Annotated in this window: 19 protein-coding genes; 13 read left to right on the forward strand and 6 right to left on the reverse strand. The window is 37.9% G+C overall.

What is annotated here, in order from left to right:
* Positions 1–594 carry a signal peptidase I gene (gene lepB, locus ACVRZD_RS04260; protein ID WP_037624840.1) on the reverse strand — a complete coding sequence of 198 codons (594 nt, stop codon included), beginning with the start codon at positions 592–594 and terminating at the stop codon, positions 1–3.
* An 8-nt stretch (positions 595–602) separates the two neighbouring features.
* Complete coding sequence (gene rnhC, locus ACVRZD_RS04265; protein ID WP_447450292.1) at positions 603–1,517, reverse strand: ribonuclease HIII; 915 nt, start codon at positions 1,515–1,517, stop codon at positions 603–605.
* 117 nt (positions 1,518–1,634) lie between these two features.
* On the opposite strand from rnhC, the gene zapA reads away from it, so the two are divergent.
* The 3 genes from zapA (at position 1,635) to ACVRZD_RS04280 (ending at position 4,928) form a co-directional block, all read left to right on the forward strand.
* Complete coding sequence (gene zapA, locus ACVRZD_RS04270; protein WP_037624842.1) at positions 1,635–1,943, forward strand: cell division protein ZapA; 309 nt, start codon at positions 1,635–1,637, stop codon at positions 1,941–1,943.
* Positions 1,944–1,945: 2 nt separating this feature from the next.
* The gene (locus ACVRZD_RS04275; RefSeq protein ID WP_447450293.1) at positions 1,946–2,491 is read left to right on the forward strand and encodes a CvpA family protein; all 546 of its coding nucleotides are present in this window, start codon (positions 1,946–1,948) and stop codon (positions 2,489–2,491) included.
* A gap of 100 nt (positions 2,492–2,591) precedes the next feature.
* Positions 2,592–4,928, forward strand: coding sequence for an endonuclease MutS2 (locus tag ACVRZD_RS04280; protein WP_447450294.1), 2,337 nt, complete (start codon positions 2,592–2,594; stop codon positions 4,926–4,928).
* Between the two features lie 104 nt (positions 4,929–5,032).
* Here the strand turns inward: ACVRZD_RS04280 and ACVRZD_RS04285 are convergent, their stop codons facing one another.
* Positions 5,033–6,352 carry an FAD-containing oxidoreductase gene (locus ACVRZD_RS04285; protein ID WP_037624844.1) on the reverse strand — a complete coding sequence of 440 codons (1,320 nt, stop codon included), beginning with the start codon at positions 6,350–6,352 and terminating at the stop codon, positions 5,033–5,035.
* Between the two features lie 193 nt (positions 6,353–6,545).
* On the opposite strand from ACVRZD_RS04285, the gene trxA reads away from it, so the two are divergent.
* Complete coding sequence (gene trxA, locus ACVRZD_RS04290; RefSeq protein WP_037624847.1) at positions 6,546–6,860, forward strand: thioredoxin; 315 nt, start codon at positions 6,546–6,548, stop codon at positions 6,858–6,860.
* A 29-nt stretch (positions 6,861–6,889) separates the two neighbouring features.
* Here the strand turns inward: trxA and mutY are convergent, their stop codons facing one another.
* The gene (mutY, locus tag ACVRZD_RS04295; RefSeq protein ID WP_447450295.1) at positions 6,890–8,029 is read right to left on the reverse strand and encodes an A/G-specific adenine glycosylase; all 1,140 of its coding nucleotides are present in this window, start codon (positions 8,027–8,029) and stop codon (positions 6,890–6,892) included.
* 949 nt (positions 8,030–8,978) lie between these two features.
* Between mutY and rpsF the strand changes: the two genes are divergently transcribed.
* The 3 genes from rpsF to rpsR all read left to right on the forward strand — a co-directional run bounded on the left by rpsF (position 8,979) and on the right by rpsR (position 10,114).
* Complete coding sequence (rpsF, locus tag ACVRZD_RS04300; protein ID WP_037624849.1) at positions 8,979–9,269, forward strand: 30S ribosomal protein S6; 291 nt, start codon at positions 8,979–8,981, stop codon at positions 9,267–9,269.
* Positions 9,270–9,289: 20 nt separating this feature from the next.
* Positions 9,290–9,787 carry a single-stranded DNA-binding protein gene (locus ACVRZD_RS04305; protein ID WP_037624852.1) on the forward strand — a complete coding sequence of 166 codons (498 nt, stop codon included), beginning with the start codon at positions 9,290–9,292 and terminating at the stop codon, positions 9,785–9,787.
* Positions 9,788–9,874: 87 nt separating this feature from the next.
* Positions 9,875–10,114 carry a 30S ribosomal protein S18 gene (gene rpsR / locus ACVRZD_RS04310; RefSeq protein WP_003102945.1) on the forward strand — a complete coding sequence of 80 codons (240 nt, stop codon included), beginning with the start codon at positions 9,875–9,877 and terminating at the stop codon, positions 10,112–10,114.
* A gap of 192 nt (positions 10,115–10,306) precedes the next feature.
* Here rpsR and ACVRZD_RS04315 read toward each other — a convergent pair whose 3' ends face one another.
* Both ACVRZD_RS04315 and ACVRZD_RS04320 read right to left on the reverse strand, forming a co-directional pair.
* Positions 10,307–10,972, reverse strand: coding sequence for a DUF1129 domain-containing protein (locus ACVRZD_RS04315; RefSeq protein WP_037624855.1), 666 nt, complete (start codon positions 10,970–10,972; stop codon positions 10,307–10,309).
* A gap of 77 nt (positions 10,973–11,049) precedes the next feature.
* Complete coding sequence (locus ACVRZD_RS04320) at positions 11,050–11,994, reverse strand: magnesium transporter CorA family protein (protein WP_037624857.1); 945 nt, start codon at positions 11,992–11,994, stop codon at positions 11,050–11,052.
* A 367-nt stretch (positions 11,995–12,361) separates the two neighbouring features.
* On the opposite strand from ACVRZD_RS04320, the gene uvrA reads away from it, so the two are divergent.
* The 6 genes from uvrA (at position 12,362) to nusB (ending at position 18,594) form a co-directional block, all read left to right on the forward strand.
* Positions 12,362–15,193: an excinuclease ABC subunit UvrA gene (uvrA, locus tag ACVRZD_RS04325; protein WP_447450296.1), complete on the forward strand. Its 2,832-nt coding sequence runs from the start codon at positions 12,362–12,364 to the stop codon at positions 15,191–15,193.
* A gap of 275 nt (positions 15,194–15,468) precedes the next feature.
* The gene (locus tag ACVRZD_RS04330) at positions 15,469–16,545 is read left to right on the forward strand and encodes a M24 family metallopeptidase (RefSeq protein WP_037624858.1); all 1,077 of its coding nucleotides are present in this window, start codon (positions 15,469–15,471) and stop codon (positions 16,543–16,545) included.
* A gap of 29 nt (positions 16,546–16,574) precedes the next feature.
* Entirely contained in the window at positions 16,575–17,036 is a 462-nt protein-coding gene (locus tag ACVRZD_RS04335; RefSeq protein ID WP_037624861.1) for a deoxycytidylate deaminase, read from the forward strand.
* 128 nt (positions 17,037–17,164) lie between these two features.
* A complete protein-coding gene (gene efp, locus ACVRZD_RS04340; RefSeq protein ID WP_037624862.1) occupies positions 17,165–17,722 on the forward strand; it encodes an elongation factor P in 558 nt (185 codons plus the stop codon).
* A gap of 40 nt (positions 17,723–17,762) precedes the next feature.
* On the forward strand, positions 17,763–18,152 hold the full coding sequence (locus tag ACVRZD_RS04345; protein ID WP_037624863.1) for an Asp23/Gls24 family envelope stress response protein: 390 nt from the start codon (positions 17,763–17,765) through the stop codon (positions 18,150–18,152).
* A complete protein-coding gene (gene nusB, locus ACVRZD_RS04350) occupies positions 18,145–18,594 on the forward strand; it encodes a transcription antitermination factor NusB (RefSeq protein WP_037624864.1) in 450 nt (149 codons plus the stop codon). The genes ACVRZD_RS04345 and nusB overlap by 8 nt, the downstream gene beginning before the upstream one ends.
* Positions 18,595–18,611: the final 17 nt, after the last annotated feature.

The raw sequence follows: 18,611 nt of genomic DNA on the forward strand, positions 1-18,611 counted from the left end.
TTATTTTAAAAAATTGATACGGTTAAATGGCCAAAAACGGAATTTAACTTCGCCGATTAAATTTTTGGCTTTAAAGGTTCCTACTTCTCGACTATCCTTTGAGACGATACGGTCATCACCTAGTAGGAAGTATTCTCCTTTAGGAACAGATACTGAAAAACTAGTTTGCCCTTGGCTATCCGTTGTAAAGGCATTTGAGTTTCTTGCCAATTCTTGGAATAGACTACTGTAAGAATAGGTTTTTTGAAGTTTATCTTTCTTGAATAGCGCAATAAATTTTTCCAGATAGCTCTCTTTGGTCTGTTTGCCATTGATATAGAGGGTATCGTTTTTGTATTCAATTGTGTCACCAGGTAATCCGATAACACGTTTGACAATTTCTTTTTTAACACCATTTTCTGTTTCTTGAGCAACGACAATGTCAAAACGGTCAATTTTAGCTTGGTTAAAGACAATTAATCGTTCCCCATGAGCAAGTGTTGGGTCCATTGAATGCCCATCTACTTTTACAGGTTGCCAAATGAAAAGGCGGCTAAGTCCAAAAATAAGCATAAACAGGGTGAATAACCCCCATTCTTTAATAAATTTTTTCATGATACTCCTTATGGTAATTTCTTAGCTAGACCAAGAGCTTTCTTGGTATTTGCAAAATGTAATTTGGCACTAAATTCTAAGGCTGCCATGCCATAGGCTTCAAGCAATTTAGAAGCGACTTGGTCAGACCGTTTGCCAGCACCACTTGGTAATTGATAACCTAATTCTGCACCTAAATCCTTTAAATTTTCTAAAAAAAGATTTCTAGCAATAATCGAACTGACTGCAACGGCAAGGTAATCACTTTCAGCTTTCTCTTGGAAAGTTAATGGATTCCTAAACTGATTTTTTTCTTTTTTTAAGTGTTTTTGGTAATTGGCTTGACTGGTGAAGGCGTCAATGACAATTTTATCGGCTGTCACGCCCTCTTTTAGCAGTAAAAAGATAGCTTGATTATGGAGTGCCACTTTGACAGACACGGCATTATAAGGCTTGTCTGGTCCAACCATTTGATTATATTTTTTAGGGGACAATAGCAGAGCTTTGTGAGGTATTCTTGCTTCCAATAGTGGTGCAATGTGTTGAATTTTTGGATCTGTTAAGTTTTTTGAGTCATCAACTCCTAATTCTTTCAGATAGGGATGGTCTTCTGGGGTAACAAAGCTAGCTACTACGGCAATGCCCCCAAAATAAGAGCCGTTGCCTACCTCATCGCTTCCTATCAGGGCAAGGTTTTGGTTTTTAGAGCTATCCATTCCCCCAAGAGAAGAAGTAGGAGTTTGATAACCAAACTCAGTAGCAACATCCTGCGATGCAGTTCCTTGAAAAACCAGCTTGCCTGAGGTATATAATAATATAGTGACCCCTTGGTACTTTGCGCAAAAGGCTACATAGGGATTGTTATTAGCGGTTTGATAGGCATTCAGACGATTTAAAAGCTCTGCTTTTTGAGGACCGTCTATTTTCATCACAATGGTTTCCATAGAAGATATTCTATCATAAATTAGTTTGTCCTGGGTAGTTTATCTTCTTACAATCTGATTAAGTTTGTTATTTTACGAAAGTTTGAAATTAAGGTATAATGCTATAAGAGGTATCCTATGAATAGTAAGAATCGTTACAAGTTCACATTTGGTGAAAAGACATTAACCTTAACGACTGACAAAGACAATCTCTTTATGGAAGAAGTTGAACGTGTTGCCACAGAGAAGTATAAAGCAATCAAAGATAAGTTGCCAGAGGCTGACAGTGAAACAGTAGCTATATTGATGGCCATCAACTCCTTATCAACGCAGTTGAAACGTGAGATTGAAGTTGAAAAAATTGAGCAAGAGATTAGCCAATTACGTCAAAAAACCTTAGAGGGTATACAAGAAAAAGCTAATCAAGCTGATTTAGGTGAGGAGTAGTTATGCTGTCACTTCTCATTCTTTTGGTGGTGCTTTGGAATTTTTATATTGGTTACCATCGAGGCATTATTTTACAATCTTTCTATGTTATTGGTATTGTGCTTTCTCTTTTTGTTGCTAGTCAGCATTACCAAAGTTTAGCTAATAACATTGCTTTATGGGTTCCCTATTCAAATCCTACTGAAGGTGTCACTGTTTATTTCTTCAAAGATGTTTCTCTTTTTGATTTGAGCAAAGTCTATTATGCAGGTATTGCATTCTTTATTATTTTTCTGGCTTGTTATGCCCTTATTCGTTTGATAGGCATCTTAACTTATTTTTTCCCTATTGACTATTTTGATAATATAAAGACCAATATTATTGCGGGTATCATCGCTAGTTTAGTGATTCTACTTGTTTGTGCAATGGGGTTGAGTATCCTTGCAACAGTTCCGTCGGAAACTGTCCAATCACAATTACATCATCATTTTTTAACGCGATTTTTAATTGAACATTTTCCGCCAGTGACAACGATGATTAGAGAGTTGTGGATAACAAAAGTATTATAGAAGTTGGGACAGACACCCATGAGGACTTTGTCCTCATGGGTGTCTGTCCTACTCACTTTAGTCATTCATTTTAACGCGAATTTAGGGTATAATGATGTCTATGGATATAAAAATTTTAGAACAGTTAGAATTTCAAAAGGTCAAGGAGCAATTCCAGGCCTATCTTCAAACTGAACAGGGGAAAGTGGAACTGCAACAATTAGTTCCTACGACTAACCCGGATAAAATCAACGATTATTTTACAGAAATCTCCGAAATGGAAGGGATTTTTATTGAACATCATCATTTTGCTTTGGGATCGCTCCGTGATGTCAATGATAGCCTTCACCGTCTAGAATTGGACGCTGACCTAAATATCTCAGAGCTTTTAGACATAAAAAAACTCTTACTTGTTTCTGCAGAAGCCAGTCGTTTTTACATGGATTTAGAAAATGTCGAATTGGTGGCCCTGAAAAGACTTTTTGAGAAAATAGAAATTTTCCCTCAGTTGCAGGGAAGCCTACAAGCCATCAATGATGGAGGCTTCTTAGAGAATTTTGCCAGTCCAGAATTGGAAGCAATCCGTCGTAAGATTTCAAATAGCGAACACCAAATTCGACAGTCGCTACAAGATGTGCTCAAGAAGCATGCTGATTATCTGTCAGAATCCTTAATTGCTAGTCGAAACGGCCGTAGCGTGCTTCCTGTGAAAAATACCTTTAGGAATAAAATCGCAGGGGTTGTTCATGATATTTCTGCTTCAGGGAATACAGTCTATATTGAACCGCGTGCCTTGGTGCAATTGAATGAAGAAATAACGCAATTACATGCCGATGAACGTCATGAGATGGCACGAATTCTCAAAGAATTATCAGCCATGGTTCGACCACATAGTCGGGCGCTCACTAATAATGCTTGGTTACTGGGACATCTCGACTTTGTCCGTGCTAAGTACCTCTTTATGAAGGAGAAGAAGGCGACTATTCCAACTGTTACTGCTGATAAATCAGTGCAATTGTTGAACGTCCGTCATCCACTCTTGCAAAAAGCTATTCCTAATGACTTGCATTTTTCTAAGGATCTAACCGTTATTGTTATAACGGGTCCTAATACGGGTGGTAAGACAATTATGTTAAAAACCCTCGGTTTAGCACAATTGATGGGGCAGTCAGGATTGCCTATTCTAGCTGACTTCGGATCCCAAATTGCTGTTTTTGATGGGATTTTTGCAGATATTGGCGATGAGCAATCAATTGAGCAAAGCCTCTCAACATTTTCTAGTCATATGACCCACATTGTGTCAATTCTTGACCAAGCGTCAGCTGATAGCCTCGTTCTCTTTGATGAACTTGGTGCTGGTACTGATCCTCAAGAGGGTGCTAGCTTAGCTATGGCGATTTTAGAAGAGCTTAGATTAAAAGAAATAAAAACAATGGCAACGACGCATTATCCGGAGTTGAAGGCTTATGGTATTGACTCTGCTTTTGTGGAAAATGCAAGTATGGAGTTTGACAGTAATAGTCTGAAACCGACTTATCGGTTTATGCAGGGGGTCCCTGGTCGTTCAAATGCTTTTGAAATTGCTAGGCGTTTAGGTTTGGCAAGTCATATTGTGATGGATGCTCAGCACTTTACGGATACGGATTCTGATGTGAATCGGATTATTGAAGAACTGGAAAGACAGACCTTAGAGAGTCGTAAGAGACTGGATCATATCAAGGAAGTTGAGCAAGAAAACCTCAAATTTAATCGGGCAGTTAAAAAGCTTTATAATGAATTTTCTCATGAACGTGATAAGGAAATGGAGAAGGTTATCAAAGAGGCGCAAGAAATTGTTAATCTGGCTTTGGCAGAGAGTGAGTCAATTCTTGCCAAACTGCATGATAAATCTCAATTAAAGCCACATGAAGTGATTGAGGCTAAGACACAGTTGAAAAAATTAGTACCTCAATCTGACTTGTCACAAAATAAGGTTTTGAAAAAAGCTAAAAAGCTACGTGCTGCAAGGGTTGGTGACGATATTATTGTGACAGCTTATGGGCAACGTGGAACCTTGACCAGCCAACTAAAAGATAAGAAGTGGGAAGCTCAAGTTGGATTAATCAAGATGACTTTGAAAGAGGATGAATTTACCTTGGTTAAGGCAGCTGAAGAAAGTCAGAAACCTAAGAAGCAACTGGTTAATGTCATTAAAAAAGCTGCAACTGGCTCTGGCCCCCGTGCCCGTCTTGATTTACGAGGCAAGCGGTATGAGGAAGCGATGCAAGAGTTAGATGCTTTCATTGATCAAGCTTTGGTTAACAATATGAGCCAAGTTGATATTATTCATGGTATTGGGACGGGGGTTATTCGTGAAGCGGTCACCAAGTATTTAAGACGCAATAAACATGTTAAGAGTTTTGCTTATGCCCCGCAAAATGCAGGTGGTTCAGGTTGCACCATTGCGACCTTGGGTTAATAGTTGCAAAAGACATTTTTTAAAGTGAAGGTAATAAAAAAGCTTAGTCAGTCTCAATTGCATGAGATGACTAAGCTTTTTTGATACCACCTAAATGGCTTGTCTTAGAAATTGAAAACGTCGTTTAGGTTTTCGACCATTGATGGGTGAGTGAAGACCTGATTTTTCAAGTAAGTGTATGGGATATTATTATCCATTGCCATTTTGATTACATTAATATATTCCTGTGATTGACTGGCGAATAAGGTAGCTCCTAGTATCAGGTTAGTTTGGGTATGGACAATAACCTTGAAACTACCACGTAAATCATTATTTACATGGGCCCGTGGCATATTAGCTACGAGTAATTCGTTGGCTTTGTATGGGATATTTTTTTCTTGAGCTTCTTTTTCAGTCAGTCCAACTTGTGATAATGGTGGTTCAAGGAAAGCAGTAGTTGGAAGGTTCAGGCGTTCTTTGTGACTGTAGTTACTATTTCCTGTTAACTGACCATAGACAATACGAAAATCATCAAGTGATGTATAGGTAAATTGAGGGCCTCCGTTAACATCACCAACGGCATAGATACCGTCAACTGCCGTTTGACAAAAGTCATTAACTGAAATGGCACCACGGTCAGTGACACTAATATCTGTATTTTCTAAACCTAAACCTTCTGTTGCAGGTTTGCGACCCATGGCATAAAGGACGAGATCAAAGGTCTCGTCTTGGTCATCCGCAGTTACACTAACGCGGTCATCGGCTGTATTTTGAATGTTTGCTACTTTTGCATCTAGTTTAAAGCTAATGCCATCTTCTTCCATATAGCTTTTGGCTAGTTTAGCAATACTTTCCTCGTAACGTCCGAGAATTGTGGGAGCAGCTTCGTATACCACGACTTGACTGCCGAGTTTAGCATATAAACTAGCAAATTCTAAACCAATATTTCCGCCTCCAATAACTGCAAGTCGTTCTGGTTTTTTATCAATGGCTAAGATACCTGTACTATCAACAACATGACGACTTGTCATTAAGCCAGGGATTGGGAAGTGATTAGATACTGCACCAGTATTAATAACAATTGTTTCTGCTGAGACATTGACTTGTTCTTCGCCAGCTGAGATTTGGATGATTTTGTTTTCTAAGAAGGTTGCTTTACCATTGTAGAGCGTAACCCCAGATGAGCGAAGACCATTTTCATTTTTTTGTCGCAGACGTGTCACAACTGTTTCTTTATGTGTCATGGCTTCTTCGAAGTTGGCGTTTTTTTCTGTAGCAAGTATTAAAGCTTTAGTGGGAATACAACCAATATTGATGCATGTTCCACCAAACATCTCCTTAGATTGTTCAATCAGTGCAACTTTTTGGCCTTCTTGTGCCATTTTGCCAGCTAGAGTTTTTCCTGCTTTACCGAAACCAACGACAATGAGATCATAATTTTCCATCGCAAACTCCTTGTATTATATTATTGTAGTTGTTATTTTAGCAAATGATTGGGTACCTGTCTGAAATCTGCTACGCTTTTTATATTTTTTGTTATCAATTTTTTTATTGACAGATCAACGTAGTAGATTCTTGCCATATCAAATGATTTGACTTAAAATAAGGATATAAACTAGAAGAAAGTGAGAATATCAGATGACACAGATTGTAACAGATGCAACATTTGAATCAGAAACTAAAGAAGGCTTGGTCTTAGTTGACTTTTGGGCAACATGGTGTGGTCCATGTTTAATGCAAGCACCCATCTTAGAACAATTATCTGAAGAGCTAGATGAAGATGAATTGAAAATTGTAAAAATGGATGTTGATGAAAACCCAAACACAGCACAAGCATTTGGGATTATGTCTATTCCAACCCTATTATTTAAAAAAGACGGTCAAGTTGTAAAACAGGTAGCTGGTGTACATACCAAAAGTCAAATCAAAGCTATCATTGCTGAATTAAGTTAAGACAAAAAGCCCTAAGTAGGGCTTTTTTGCTACTTCAACAATTGTGCCATCATTTTTTTCTGTGGTGTGGCCATTGGGAGATTATCAAAATCTTCTAAGTGAAGCCATTGCAGTTCTAAATGATTGGGCAATTTATCATCACTGACGGAGCCTTCTAAGAGCTCGATGGACCACTTTTGATGACTGAAAGTGTGAGTAAGCTTTTTATGAACGGTCTCATGCCAGGTCGGCTGTAGTTGATAGTGTTCAGAAAAAGCATCCTTCTGTGATAAGGTCTCAAGAATTTCCTGTGACTGACCAAAAAGATCCATTTGTTGACTCTGAAAATTAGTCTCAATAATTGGAAAAGTCCAAAAACCGCCAAGAAGAGGTCCAGCATTATTCTTTTCAATCAGGTATTTACCTTCCGCATTTCTAATCACAAAAGCCTGAATTTCCATGGGACGCGGCTTTTTCTTAGGTAACTTAATGGGATATTTGTCGTAAGTTCCATGGAGATAGGCTGCGCAGAAAAACTTAATTGGGGAGTCATCTGGTCTGGGATTTTTAGCAGATTCGATATCAGTGCCCAGATCCATTAGTGCTTGGTTGAAATCTCCGGGGCGATCTGGATCAATTAGTTTTTCCATGATTGCCTGAAAAATTTTTCGATTCTTAGGATTTCCAATATCATAATCAACCTCAAATAATCTAGCCATCACACGCATGACATTGCCGTCAACAGCAGGCTCAGGTAAATTAAAAGCAATACTTGAGATTGCACCAGCGGTATATGGGCCAATCCCTTTTAATTCTGATATGTCTTCAAAGCGTGATGGGAAAGTCCCATCAAAATCGGTCATGATTTGTTGCGCAGCCTTCTGCATATTTCTTACGCGTGAGTAGTAACCAAGCCCTTCCCAGGCTTTTAACAGTTTTTCTTCAGGGGCGTTAGCCAATTTTTCAATAGTCGGAAACCACTCAAGAAAACGCTGATAGTAAGGAATGACAGTTTGAACTTGAGTTTGCTGGAGCATAATCTCAGAAACCCAAATGAAATAAGGATTTGTTGTACGTCTCCAAGGGAGATCTCGTTTTTCTTGGTCGTACCAGTTTAGGAGAGTACGACGAAAGGAATCAATTTTTTCGGGATTCCACATGTCAATACCATAATCTTTTAAATCTAACATGTCCATATTGTAGCAAATATTGACTAGTTGTGGAAAGGAAAAGATAGTTTTTTGTGATGCATAAAATGTAATTTTATAAAAAAGAGGAGTTTTATATTGACAAAAGGAAACGCTTACATTATAATAAAAGTATAAAGAAGGATGACATAATGACACAGATTTATAGGAGGTTTTCTTATGATGAAACTACATGTCGCACGGTACAAAAACGGAGACTAAGTAGCTCTAACTGCGGTAGGCAAACCCAATTTTACGTATGTTAACAAAGTGATCACGCTGTTAAACTTATTCTAAGCTCGAGAGATTTGGCCAAAGGAGCGCTCTATACAGTATAAGTTGTAGCTTTTATGTTTTAAGAAGTGTCAAACACTTTTTAGAATTAGCATATACAAGTAATGAGGTTTTTCTAGATAAGACTTTCAAAAATTGTATAGTTTGTTATTGTCACTCAGGGAAAACGTTAAAAATTATTATTGTTATTGTCGCACAGGGAAATGAGTTTTTCTTTATTAGGAGGATCTTATGAATCTTGCAAGATACAAAAACGGAGACACAGTTGGCTATTGCAAAAAATAGCCAAAGAAGTGAAACCAATGTAAAATTTACAACATCATCATTATAGATTATGTGAAAACTAAATAGTATATATTTTAAAGCATTTCATAGAAAGAGAGGAGAATAAACCCTATCAGAAAAATAATAAGATTTATTTCCTTTTATATAGGAAAGTTTGCAGATAACTCCTTATGAAATGAATGAGAAAGGAATATATTCTATAAGAAAGAATTAAATGAAAAAGGCATCCAAAAGTGTGCATTGGGTGTCTTTATTTTTTTAAAATTTTTCCTTGCTTATAGCTTAAATTTAGAGTATAATAGTAGTCTGTGAGAATACCTCACTTACCTACAAAAAAGTTGTAGGTCATTAGTCCAAAAGGAGGAAAAAATCAATGGCAAAATACGAAATTCTTTATATTATTCGTCCAAACATTGAAGAAGAAGCTAAAAACGCTTTGGTATCACGCTTTGACTCTATCTTAACTGACAACGGTGCTACAATCGTTGAATCAAAAGATTGGGAAAAACGTCGTCTTGCATATGAAATCAATGATTTCCGCGAAGGTCTTTACCATATCGTTAACGTTGAAGCAACTGATGCTGTCGCTCTTAATGAGTTTGACCGTTTATCAAAAATCAACGGTGACATTCTTCGTCACATGATCGTTAAACTTGACGCTTAAGACTTATAAGAAGGTAGTTTATGATTAATAATGTAGTACTAGTTGGTCGTATGACCAAAGATGCAGAACTTCGTTACACACCAAGTCAAGTGGCTGTTGCTACTTTTACACTTGCTGTTAACCGTACATTCAAAAGTCAAAATGGGGAGCGCGAAGCAGATTTCATTAACTGTGTTATCTGGCGTCAACCAGCTGAGAACTTAGCGAATTGGGCTAAAAAGGGTGCTCTAGTTGGTATTACTGGTCGTATTCAGACTCGTAATTACGAAAATCAACAAGGGCAACGTGTCTATGTAACTGAAGTGGTTGCGGATAATTTCCAAATGTTGGAAAGCCGTGCTACACGTGAAGGTGGTTCATCTAACTCTTATAATGGCGGTGGATTCAATAACAATTCATCATCATCAAACAATAGTTACTCAGCCCCTACTCAGCAAACACCTAACTTTGGTCGCGATGATAGCCCGTTTGGTAATTCAAATCCAATGGATATCTCAGATGACGATCTACCATTCTAATAGAGTGGGTTTGGGAAAATGAACTCTTCAGAGTTCAGATACTGATAATTTATCAGGTCAAAAAGATAATATAAAAGGAGAAAACACATGGCTCAACAACGTCGTGGCGGATTCAAACGCCGTAAAAAAGTTGACTTTATCGCAGCTAATAAAATTGAATATGTTGATTACAAAGACACTGAACTTTTAGGCCGTTTCGTTTCAGAACGTGGAAAAATCTTACCTCGTCGCGTAACAGGAACATCAGCTAAAAATCAACGTAAAGTAACAGCAGCGATCAAACGCGCACGTGTTATGGCATTAATGCCTTACGTAAACGAAGACTAAATTAAAGAAGAGCGTAAGCTCTTTTTTTATTTGGGATCATTGCCCTTGTTTATTTTAACAATAACTATTTGTCTTGATTTTTGGGTAATAGTGGAACGGTCTAGGCAGTGTAACTATGGGAAAACAGACTAAGAACAAAAGCACCGACAATTTAATGTCGGTGCTTTTGTTAGTCATAATTAAATTTCTATCTTAGCGTTGTTGTGCAGCCATTGCATTTTGAACATTGTATTTGCGTTTCAAATAGTAACGTAAAGCAAAAGCTATGCCTCCGATGATAACAAGTGGAAATGGTGGAAGAAGTGGATTTATAGATCTTGGTAAGAAAGCTGTTGCAGAATAAATCCCAAACCAACCTAGCATCGCAAGAGATAAGGCACCGAAAGTTTTTATCCAATTTGGGCGTTGGCTTTTCTCTTTGCCTAAATGGCGATAGATAAAGTAGTAAGTGGCATACATTGATGCTCCGCCCCCAAATCCTAGTGCTAGAAGGGATACAAGTCCAGTTACTGTTGCATTGGGATTAAAGAAAGTCATCATTCCATTTAACAAGGAAACAACTCCGATGAAGAGAAAAGATGTATCTAACCACATTAACCAAGGATTAGTGTTTTTTGGTTTGTCATTGGCTTTTCCATTTGTTCCATCTTTTTTCTCAGTAAATGATGCAGCCCAAGCTGTAGGTGCTCCAAGAAAAGATCGTGCAGGAATACCTTGTCTTTGTTTTTCGAGGATAGTTGGGACTGTTTCTTCAAGAATGTCTTTAATTTCTTGATCAGTTTTACCATCTTCAATTAGACGGTTAGTAGCAATATGAATAAATTCTTGGTTTTTCTTTGTTAAGTATTGAAAATCCATTGTTTCTCCTTAAAATATATCTTTTTTATAGTAGTTTGTTTTACAGATTAACAGGTCAATTATCGTTTTTGATATACTTAGAACCATTTTTTTCGAATAAAATAGAAAACAATGAATGACGATAAGAGGCTTGCTAGTAATACGACGACCCAAAAACCGTGTTCTAAATCATTTAGTGGTAGCCAATTGTTTTGGAAGTTCATACCATAGGCAGAAAAGATAACTGTTGGGATATCTAAAGTCATCGTCATCAAGGCCAAAGTTTTCATGATCGTATTCTGATTATTATTAATGATTGACGCAGTCGTATCAGTCATAGCATTCAAGACATTTTCATAGATGCCAGCCATCTCGATGGCCTGTTGCGTTTCAATCAGCGTGTCTTCTAAAAGGTCTTCATCTTCGATGTATTTTTTTAATGAGCTAGTGCTGCTAGACAATTTCTTAACAATTCGTTCGTTGAATTTCAAGGAAGCTTTCAGGTAGACAATAGACTTTTCAAGTTCCATCATGTCAATTAGCTCTTCATTACGAGTGGCAGCCTCTAGCTGGGCTTCCAATCGATCGCTTTGTCTGTCGATAGTGCGAAGGGCAGTAAGAAATAGCTCAGCGTTGCGGTAGAGCAACTGGAAGACGAAGCGGGTCTTCATAAAAGTATAAAAGTTTTTAACCCGTTTATTATGAAAATGCTCAAAGAGTGTTAAGTCATTCAAACAAGTCGTGATTACAGCATTTTCTGTAACAATAATACCAAGCGGAACAGTCACATAATAGCTTTTGTTATTGCGTTCTTCATAGGCTGGAACGTCGACAATGATCAATGTATAATCATCTTCAACTGTTATACGAGATGTTTCTTCAATATCGAGTGGCGCACGTAAGTCAGAAAGATCGATGTTAAATTGATCAGCAACTTCAATCGACTCTTCCTGGGAAGGGTTGACCAATTTAATCCAAGCCCCTGGCTCGAATGTTTCTATTTCTTTGAATTCAATTGCCGATGAAAGAAACATTTGTTTCATGACAAGCCCTCCTTTTTCTGAAAAATTCATGTATAACATTAGCCATTTTATAGTAGGAAAATTTTTGAAAAATTACTAAAAAGGCAATAATACCTTACTATTATACTACAAAAAGTAAAATTTTGGGGTAGTATAAAATGATAAAATTTTCATATTGTCCTAGAAAACGTTTTAATGAATTTTTGTATTATTTTTCAACTAACATCAAACTCCATTTTCTTTCAAGCTAATTTGATAGGTTAAAGTAAAAGAGAATAAAATTTCTAATTTTGCACAAAGTATAGGCAATCTTTTCAGTCAGCTATCTCTTAAAATTTTGGTATAATATAAGAAATTTCAAGGGAGGTGTGCTGACAAGCACTATCACATGCAAGATAAATTAATTATTCATGGAGCTAGGGCTCACAATTTAAAAAATATAGATGTCGAGATTCCTCGGGATAAGCTGGTTGTTGTGACGGGGTTATCTGGTTCTGGGAAGTCTAGTTTGGCTTTTGATACCATCTATGCTGAGGGACAACGCCGTTATGTGGAGAGTCTTTCGGCTTATGCACGCCAATTTTTAGGTAACATGGAGAAACCTGATGTTGACTCAATTGATGGCTTAAGCCCAGCTATTTCCATTGACCAAAAAACAACCAGTAAAAATCCACGCTCAACCGTGGGGACTGTGACGGAAATCAATGACTATTTGCGCCTACTTTATGCGCGTGTTGGCACGCCATACTGTATCAATGGGCATGGAGCTATTACGGCTTCATCTGTTGAACAGATTGTTGAGCAGGTTTTAGAATTGCCAGAACGGACAAGAATGCAGATTTTGTCACCAATTGTACGTCGTAAGAAGGGGCAACATAAGTCGATTTTTGAAAAAATTCAAAAAGATGGTTATGTGCGTGTTCGGGTTGATGGGGATATCTATGATATTTCAGAAGTTCCGGAATTATCTAAGAGTAAAATGCATGATATCGAAGTGGTTATTGACCGTTTGGTCAATAAAGATGGCATCAGAAGTCGTCTTTTTGACTCAGTAGAAGCAGCCCTTCGTTTAGGGGATGGCTATCTGGTAATTGATACTATGGATGGCAATGAAATGCTCTTTTCAGAACATTACTCTTGTCCTGTCTGTGGTTTTACTGTTCCAGAATTGGAACCTCGTCTCTTTTCATTTAATGCACCGTTTGGTTCATGTCCGACCTGTGATGGTTTGGGAATTAAGTTGGAAGTCGATTTAGATCTCGTTATTCCTGATCCTAGTTTGACGCTAGCGCAAGGAGTCTTAGCACCTTGGAATCCCATTTCTTCCAATTACTATCCAACCATGCTTGAACAAGCCATGAAAGCTTTTGGGATTAGCATGGATACGCCTTATCAAGAGCTTTCAGATGAGGAAAAAGAGATTATCCTTTATGGTTCAGGTGATAAGGAATTCCATTTCCACTATGTCAATGATTTTGGTGGTGAACGTAATATTGATATTGCTTTTGAAGGTGTTATTACCAATATCAACCGTCGCTATCATGAAACTAATAGTGAGTATACACGTAATGTCATGCGTGCTTATATGAATGCTCTTAAATGCACAACCTGTCACGGTTACCGTCTCAATGACCAAGCTCTTTGCGTGCATGTCGGCGGTGAAGACGGTTTAAATATTGGGAAATTGTCAGAATTATCAATTGCTGATCATCTTGAGTATATTGAACAATTACAATTGACGGAAAATGAGTCAACCATTGCTAAGCCAATTGTCAAAGAAATTCATGATCGTCTGACCTTCTTAAATAATGTTGGTCTTAATTATCTGACCCTTTCTCGTGCTTCGGGAACCCTGTCTGGTGGGGAGAGTCAGCGGATTCGACTAGCAACGCAAATCGGTTCTAACCTATCGGGAGTGCTCTACATTCTGGATGAGCCATCGATTGGTCTCCACCAAAGAGACAACGATCGCCTCATTGATAGCTTAAAGAAAATGCGTGATTTGGGGAATACCTTGATTGTTGTTGAACACGATGAAGATACCATGATGCAGGCTGATTGGTTGATCGACGTCGGTCCAGGGGCCGGTGAGTTCGGTGGTCAAATCATTGCTTCAGGTACGCCAAAACAAGTAGCTCGCAATCGAAAATCGATTACAGGTCAGTATTTGTCTGGTAAGAAATCAATTCCTGTACCTTTAGAACGTCGTAAGGGCAATGGTCGTTTTATTGAAATAAAGGGGGCCAGTGAAAATAACTTGCAAAACCTTGATGTTCGATTCCCTTTAGGCAAATTTATTGCTGTGACCGGTGTCTCCGGATCAGGAAAATCTACGCTAATTAATTCCATTCTGAAAAAGGCGCTGGCGCAAAAACTCAATCGTAATTCTGAGAAGCCGGGTAAGCACAAATCCATTGAAGGAACGGAACATATTGAACGCTTGATTGATATTGATCAAAGTCCAATTGGTCGGACGCCACGTTCAAATCCGGCCACTTATACGGGGGTCTTTGATGATATCCGTGATCTGTTTGCACAGACCAATGAAGCTAAGATCCGTGGCTACAAGAAGGGGCGCTTTTCCTTCAATGTCAAAGGCGGACGTTGTGAAGCCTGTTCTGGTGATGGGATTATCAAGATTGAAATGCATTTCCTACCTGATGTCTATGTTCCGTGTGAAGTTTGCCATGGCCGACGTTATAATTCAGAGACTTTAGAAGTTCATTATAAAGAGAAAAATATTGCTCAAATCCTAGATATGACTGTTGATGATGCTCTGCCATTCTTCTCAGCTATTCCGAAGATTGCTCGTAAGATTCAAACGATTAAGGATGTTGGTCTAGGTTATGTTACTCTTGGTCAACCAGCGACAACCCTTTCTGGTGGTGAAGCGCAACGGATGAAGTTGGCTTCAGAGTTACACAAACGGTCAACAGGTAAGAGTCTTTATATCTTAGATGAGCCAACAACTGGTCTTCACACTGACGACATTGCACGTCTCTTGACTGTTTTAGAACGCTTTGTTGATGAAGGCAATACTGTTCTTGTGATTGAACATAATCTTGATGTCATTAAATCAGCGGACCATATTATTGACCTTGGTCCGGAAGGTGGTGTTGGCGGTGGACAGATTATTGCGACTGGTACGCCAGAAGATATTGCCAAAGTTAAAGAGAGCTATACAGGTTATTATTTGAAAGAAAAATTGGATTTGAAGTAAATAACTAGAAATTGATAATTCATATACTTTTCTTATGTGATGAGGGAAGGCAACGACTTTCGAAGAAATTCTATGCCTAATTTTTTAGCCTAGGTCTAAAAAATTCCCCGTACTTGAAAACAAGAGTTTTCAAGTACTAACACCACATTGAGAAGTATTTTTTGTTAACCCAAATAATGATGAAACATATATTATATAAAAGGATTGACGATAACTTTCAAATGCCCATAAATCATGGTAAACTAGAGGGAAGTAATGTGTACAGGAGAATAAAAATGGAAAACTTTTTAAGTAGTCGTTTAGCGACTTTACAAAATCGTTTAGTAAGTGATCAGTTAGAAGCTATCTTGATTACAAATCTCAAAAATATTTATTATTTAACTGGCTTTTCTGGAACAGCGGCGACGCTTTTGATTACCCCAAAAAGAAGCATTTTTATTACTGATGCTAGATATACATTGATAGCTAAAGACAAGGTTAAGCATTTTGATATTATTGAAAGCCGGACACCCTTAAAAGAGATATTAGCCATTTTACAGGCAGATAAGTGCCAAAACTTAGCCTTTGAAGATGATATTAGTTTTCTTTTTTACCAACAACTTCAAGAGGTCTTTCACAACATAACTTTACAGCATCAGTCAGGATTTATTGAAGAGCAACGCTTGATCAAAGATAGCAGTGAAATTGCGACAATTGCCAAAGCTTGTTCCATCTCAGACAAAGCCTTTAGTGATGTACTTGATTATATCAAACCAGGTAAAACGAGAGAAGTGGACGTGGCAAACTTCCTTGATTTTCGGATGCGTCATTATGGGGCTTCAGGAACTTCCTTTGAGACGATTGCAGCCTCTGGCCCGCGTTCTGCGATGCCACATGGTCGTGCTAGCAATAAAGTGATTGAAAGTGGCGACAGTTTGACCATGGATTTTGGGTGTTACTACGACCATTACGTCAGTGATATGACCCGGACAATTCATATTGGGCAAACAACAGACCAAGAAAAAGAAATTTACCAGATTACTTTAGAGGCTAATAAGGCTTTAATTGATAAAGCGCGTGCTGGCATGACATACACGGACTTCGACCGGATACCACGTGAGATAATTACAAGTGCTGGCTATGGTCCCAACTTCACACACGGGATTGGACATGGCATTGGTCTTGACATTCACGAGAATCCATTTTTTGCCAAAAGCGATAAGGTCTTGCAAGCAGGAATGGTAGTCACTGACGAGCCTGGTATCTATCTAGATAATCTCTACGGTGTACGGATTGAGGATGATTTAGTGCTAACTGAAGATGGTTGCCAAGTTTTAACACTAGCACCAAAGGAATTGATTGTGATAAACTAATCAGCTCTGCAATGTGAAAGAGGAAAAAGATGGAAAAAAGATTATCATGGCAAGATTACTTTATGGCTAATGCTGAACTTATTTCAAAGCGATCAACCTGTGACAGAGCATTTGTCGGGGCTGTTTTGGTTAAGGATAATAGAATCATCGCAACTGGCTATAACGGTGGTGTCTCAGCAACAGATAATTGCAGTGAAGCAGGTCATTATATGGAGGATGGTCATTGTATACGGACTGTTCATGCTGAAATGAATGCCTTAATTCAGTGTGCTAAGGAAGGGATTTCAACCGATGGGACGGAGCTTTATGTGACTCATTTTCCGTGCATTAATTGTACCAAAGCACTGCTACAAGCAGGAGTCAAAACGATTACTTATAAAGCTCACTATAGACCGCACCCTTTTGCAATTGAGTTGATGGAGAAAAAAGGTGTTATCTATCAGCAACATGATGTGCCAGAAATCACTTTGGGTGGTCAAGAGATAAAATAATCGGAGAAGTCATTCTACCTTAGTTAACCTAGGGCTAGACATAAACTGAAGTAGGCATAAAAGATTTGAGAATAGTCTGTTTTTGTGTTAAAATGGGTTGATAAATATTTTAGTAAGAGGTAATAATAATGATTGAAGCAAGTAAGCTTAGAGCAGGTATGACTTTTGAGGCTGAAGGTAAATTGATTCGTGTTCTTGATGCAAGTCACCACAAACCAGGTAAAGGTAATACAATCATGCGTATGAAATTACGTGATGTACGTACAGGATCAACTTTTGATACAACTTACCGTCCTGATGAAAAATTCGAACAAGCAATTATTGAAACTGTCCCAGCTCAATATTTATATAAAATGGATGATACAGCTTACTTCATGAATACAGATACATATGATCAATATGAAATTCCTGTAGCAAATGTTGAGCAAGAATTGCTTTACATTCTTGAAAATTCAGATGTAAAAATTCAATTCTACGGAGATGAAGTAATCGGTGTAACGGTACCAACTACAGTTGAATTAACAGTTGCTGAAACGCAACCATCTATTAAAGGTGCAACAGTTACTGGATCAGGTAAACCTGCAACTCTTGAAACAGGACTTGTGGTTAACGTTCCAGACTTTATCGAAGCTGGACAAAAACTTGTTATCAACACAACAGAAGGTACATACGTTTCTCGTGCCTAATAGCTTGTCAACCATTAGTTGAGAACAGAAAGGAAATGCTATGATTAGTGAAAATATTGGTGAAATTGTTATTTCACCACGCGTTCTAGAAGTGATTACTGGGATTGCTACAACACAAGTTGATGGCGTTCATTCACTACATAACAAAAAAATGGCAGATAGTTTTAATAAAGCTAGCCTTGGTAAAGGTGTTTATCTCCGTACAGAAGAAGACGGAACTGTTACTGCAGATATCTATGTGTATCTACAATATGGTGTGAAAGTGCCAACGGTTTCAGTTGCTATTCAAAAAGCAGTTAAAGCTGCTGTATATGATATGGCAGAAGTGATACTTTCAGCTGTTAACATTCATGTAGAAGGTATTGTTCCAGAAAAAACACCAAAACCGGATATGAAATCATTATTCGATGAGGATTTTTTGGATGACTAAGAGTTTTCAAAATTCGAGACGTGATTTACGGGAGCGCGCTTTTCAAGCTTTGTTTAATATGGAACTTGGTGGAGAATTCTTAGAAGCCTCTCAATTTGCCTATGATTATGATAAGGTTATTGAAGAAGACGAGAAATCTGATATTCCAGCCTTCTTATTAAACTTAGTAAATGGTGTTAATGACCATAAAGCAGAATTGGATCAATTAATCACAGAAAACCTTAAAACAGGTTGGTCAATTGAACGACTTACTTTATCAGATAAAACAATGTTACGTTTAGGTCTTTATGAAATCAAATATTTTGATGAAACACCAGACCGGGTTGCTTTGAATGAAATCATTGAGATTGCCAAAAAATATTCTGATGAAACATCTGCAAAATTTGTAAATGGCTTACTCAGCCAATTTGTGACTGAAACAGATGATACTAAAAAAGACTAAAGCATTAGCTTCAGTCT

Source organism: Streptococcus hongkongensis (assembly GCF_053206145.1).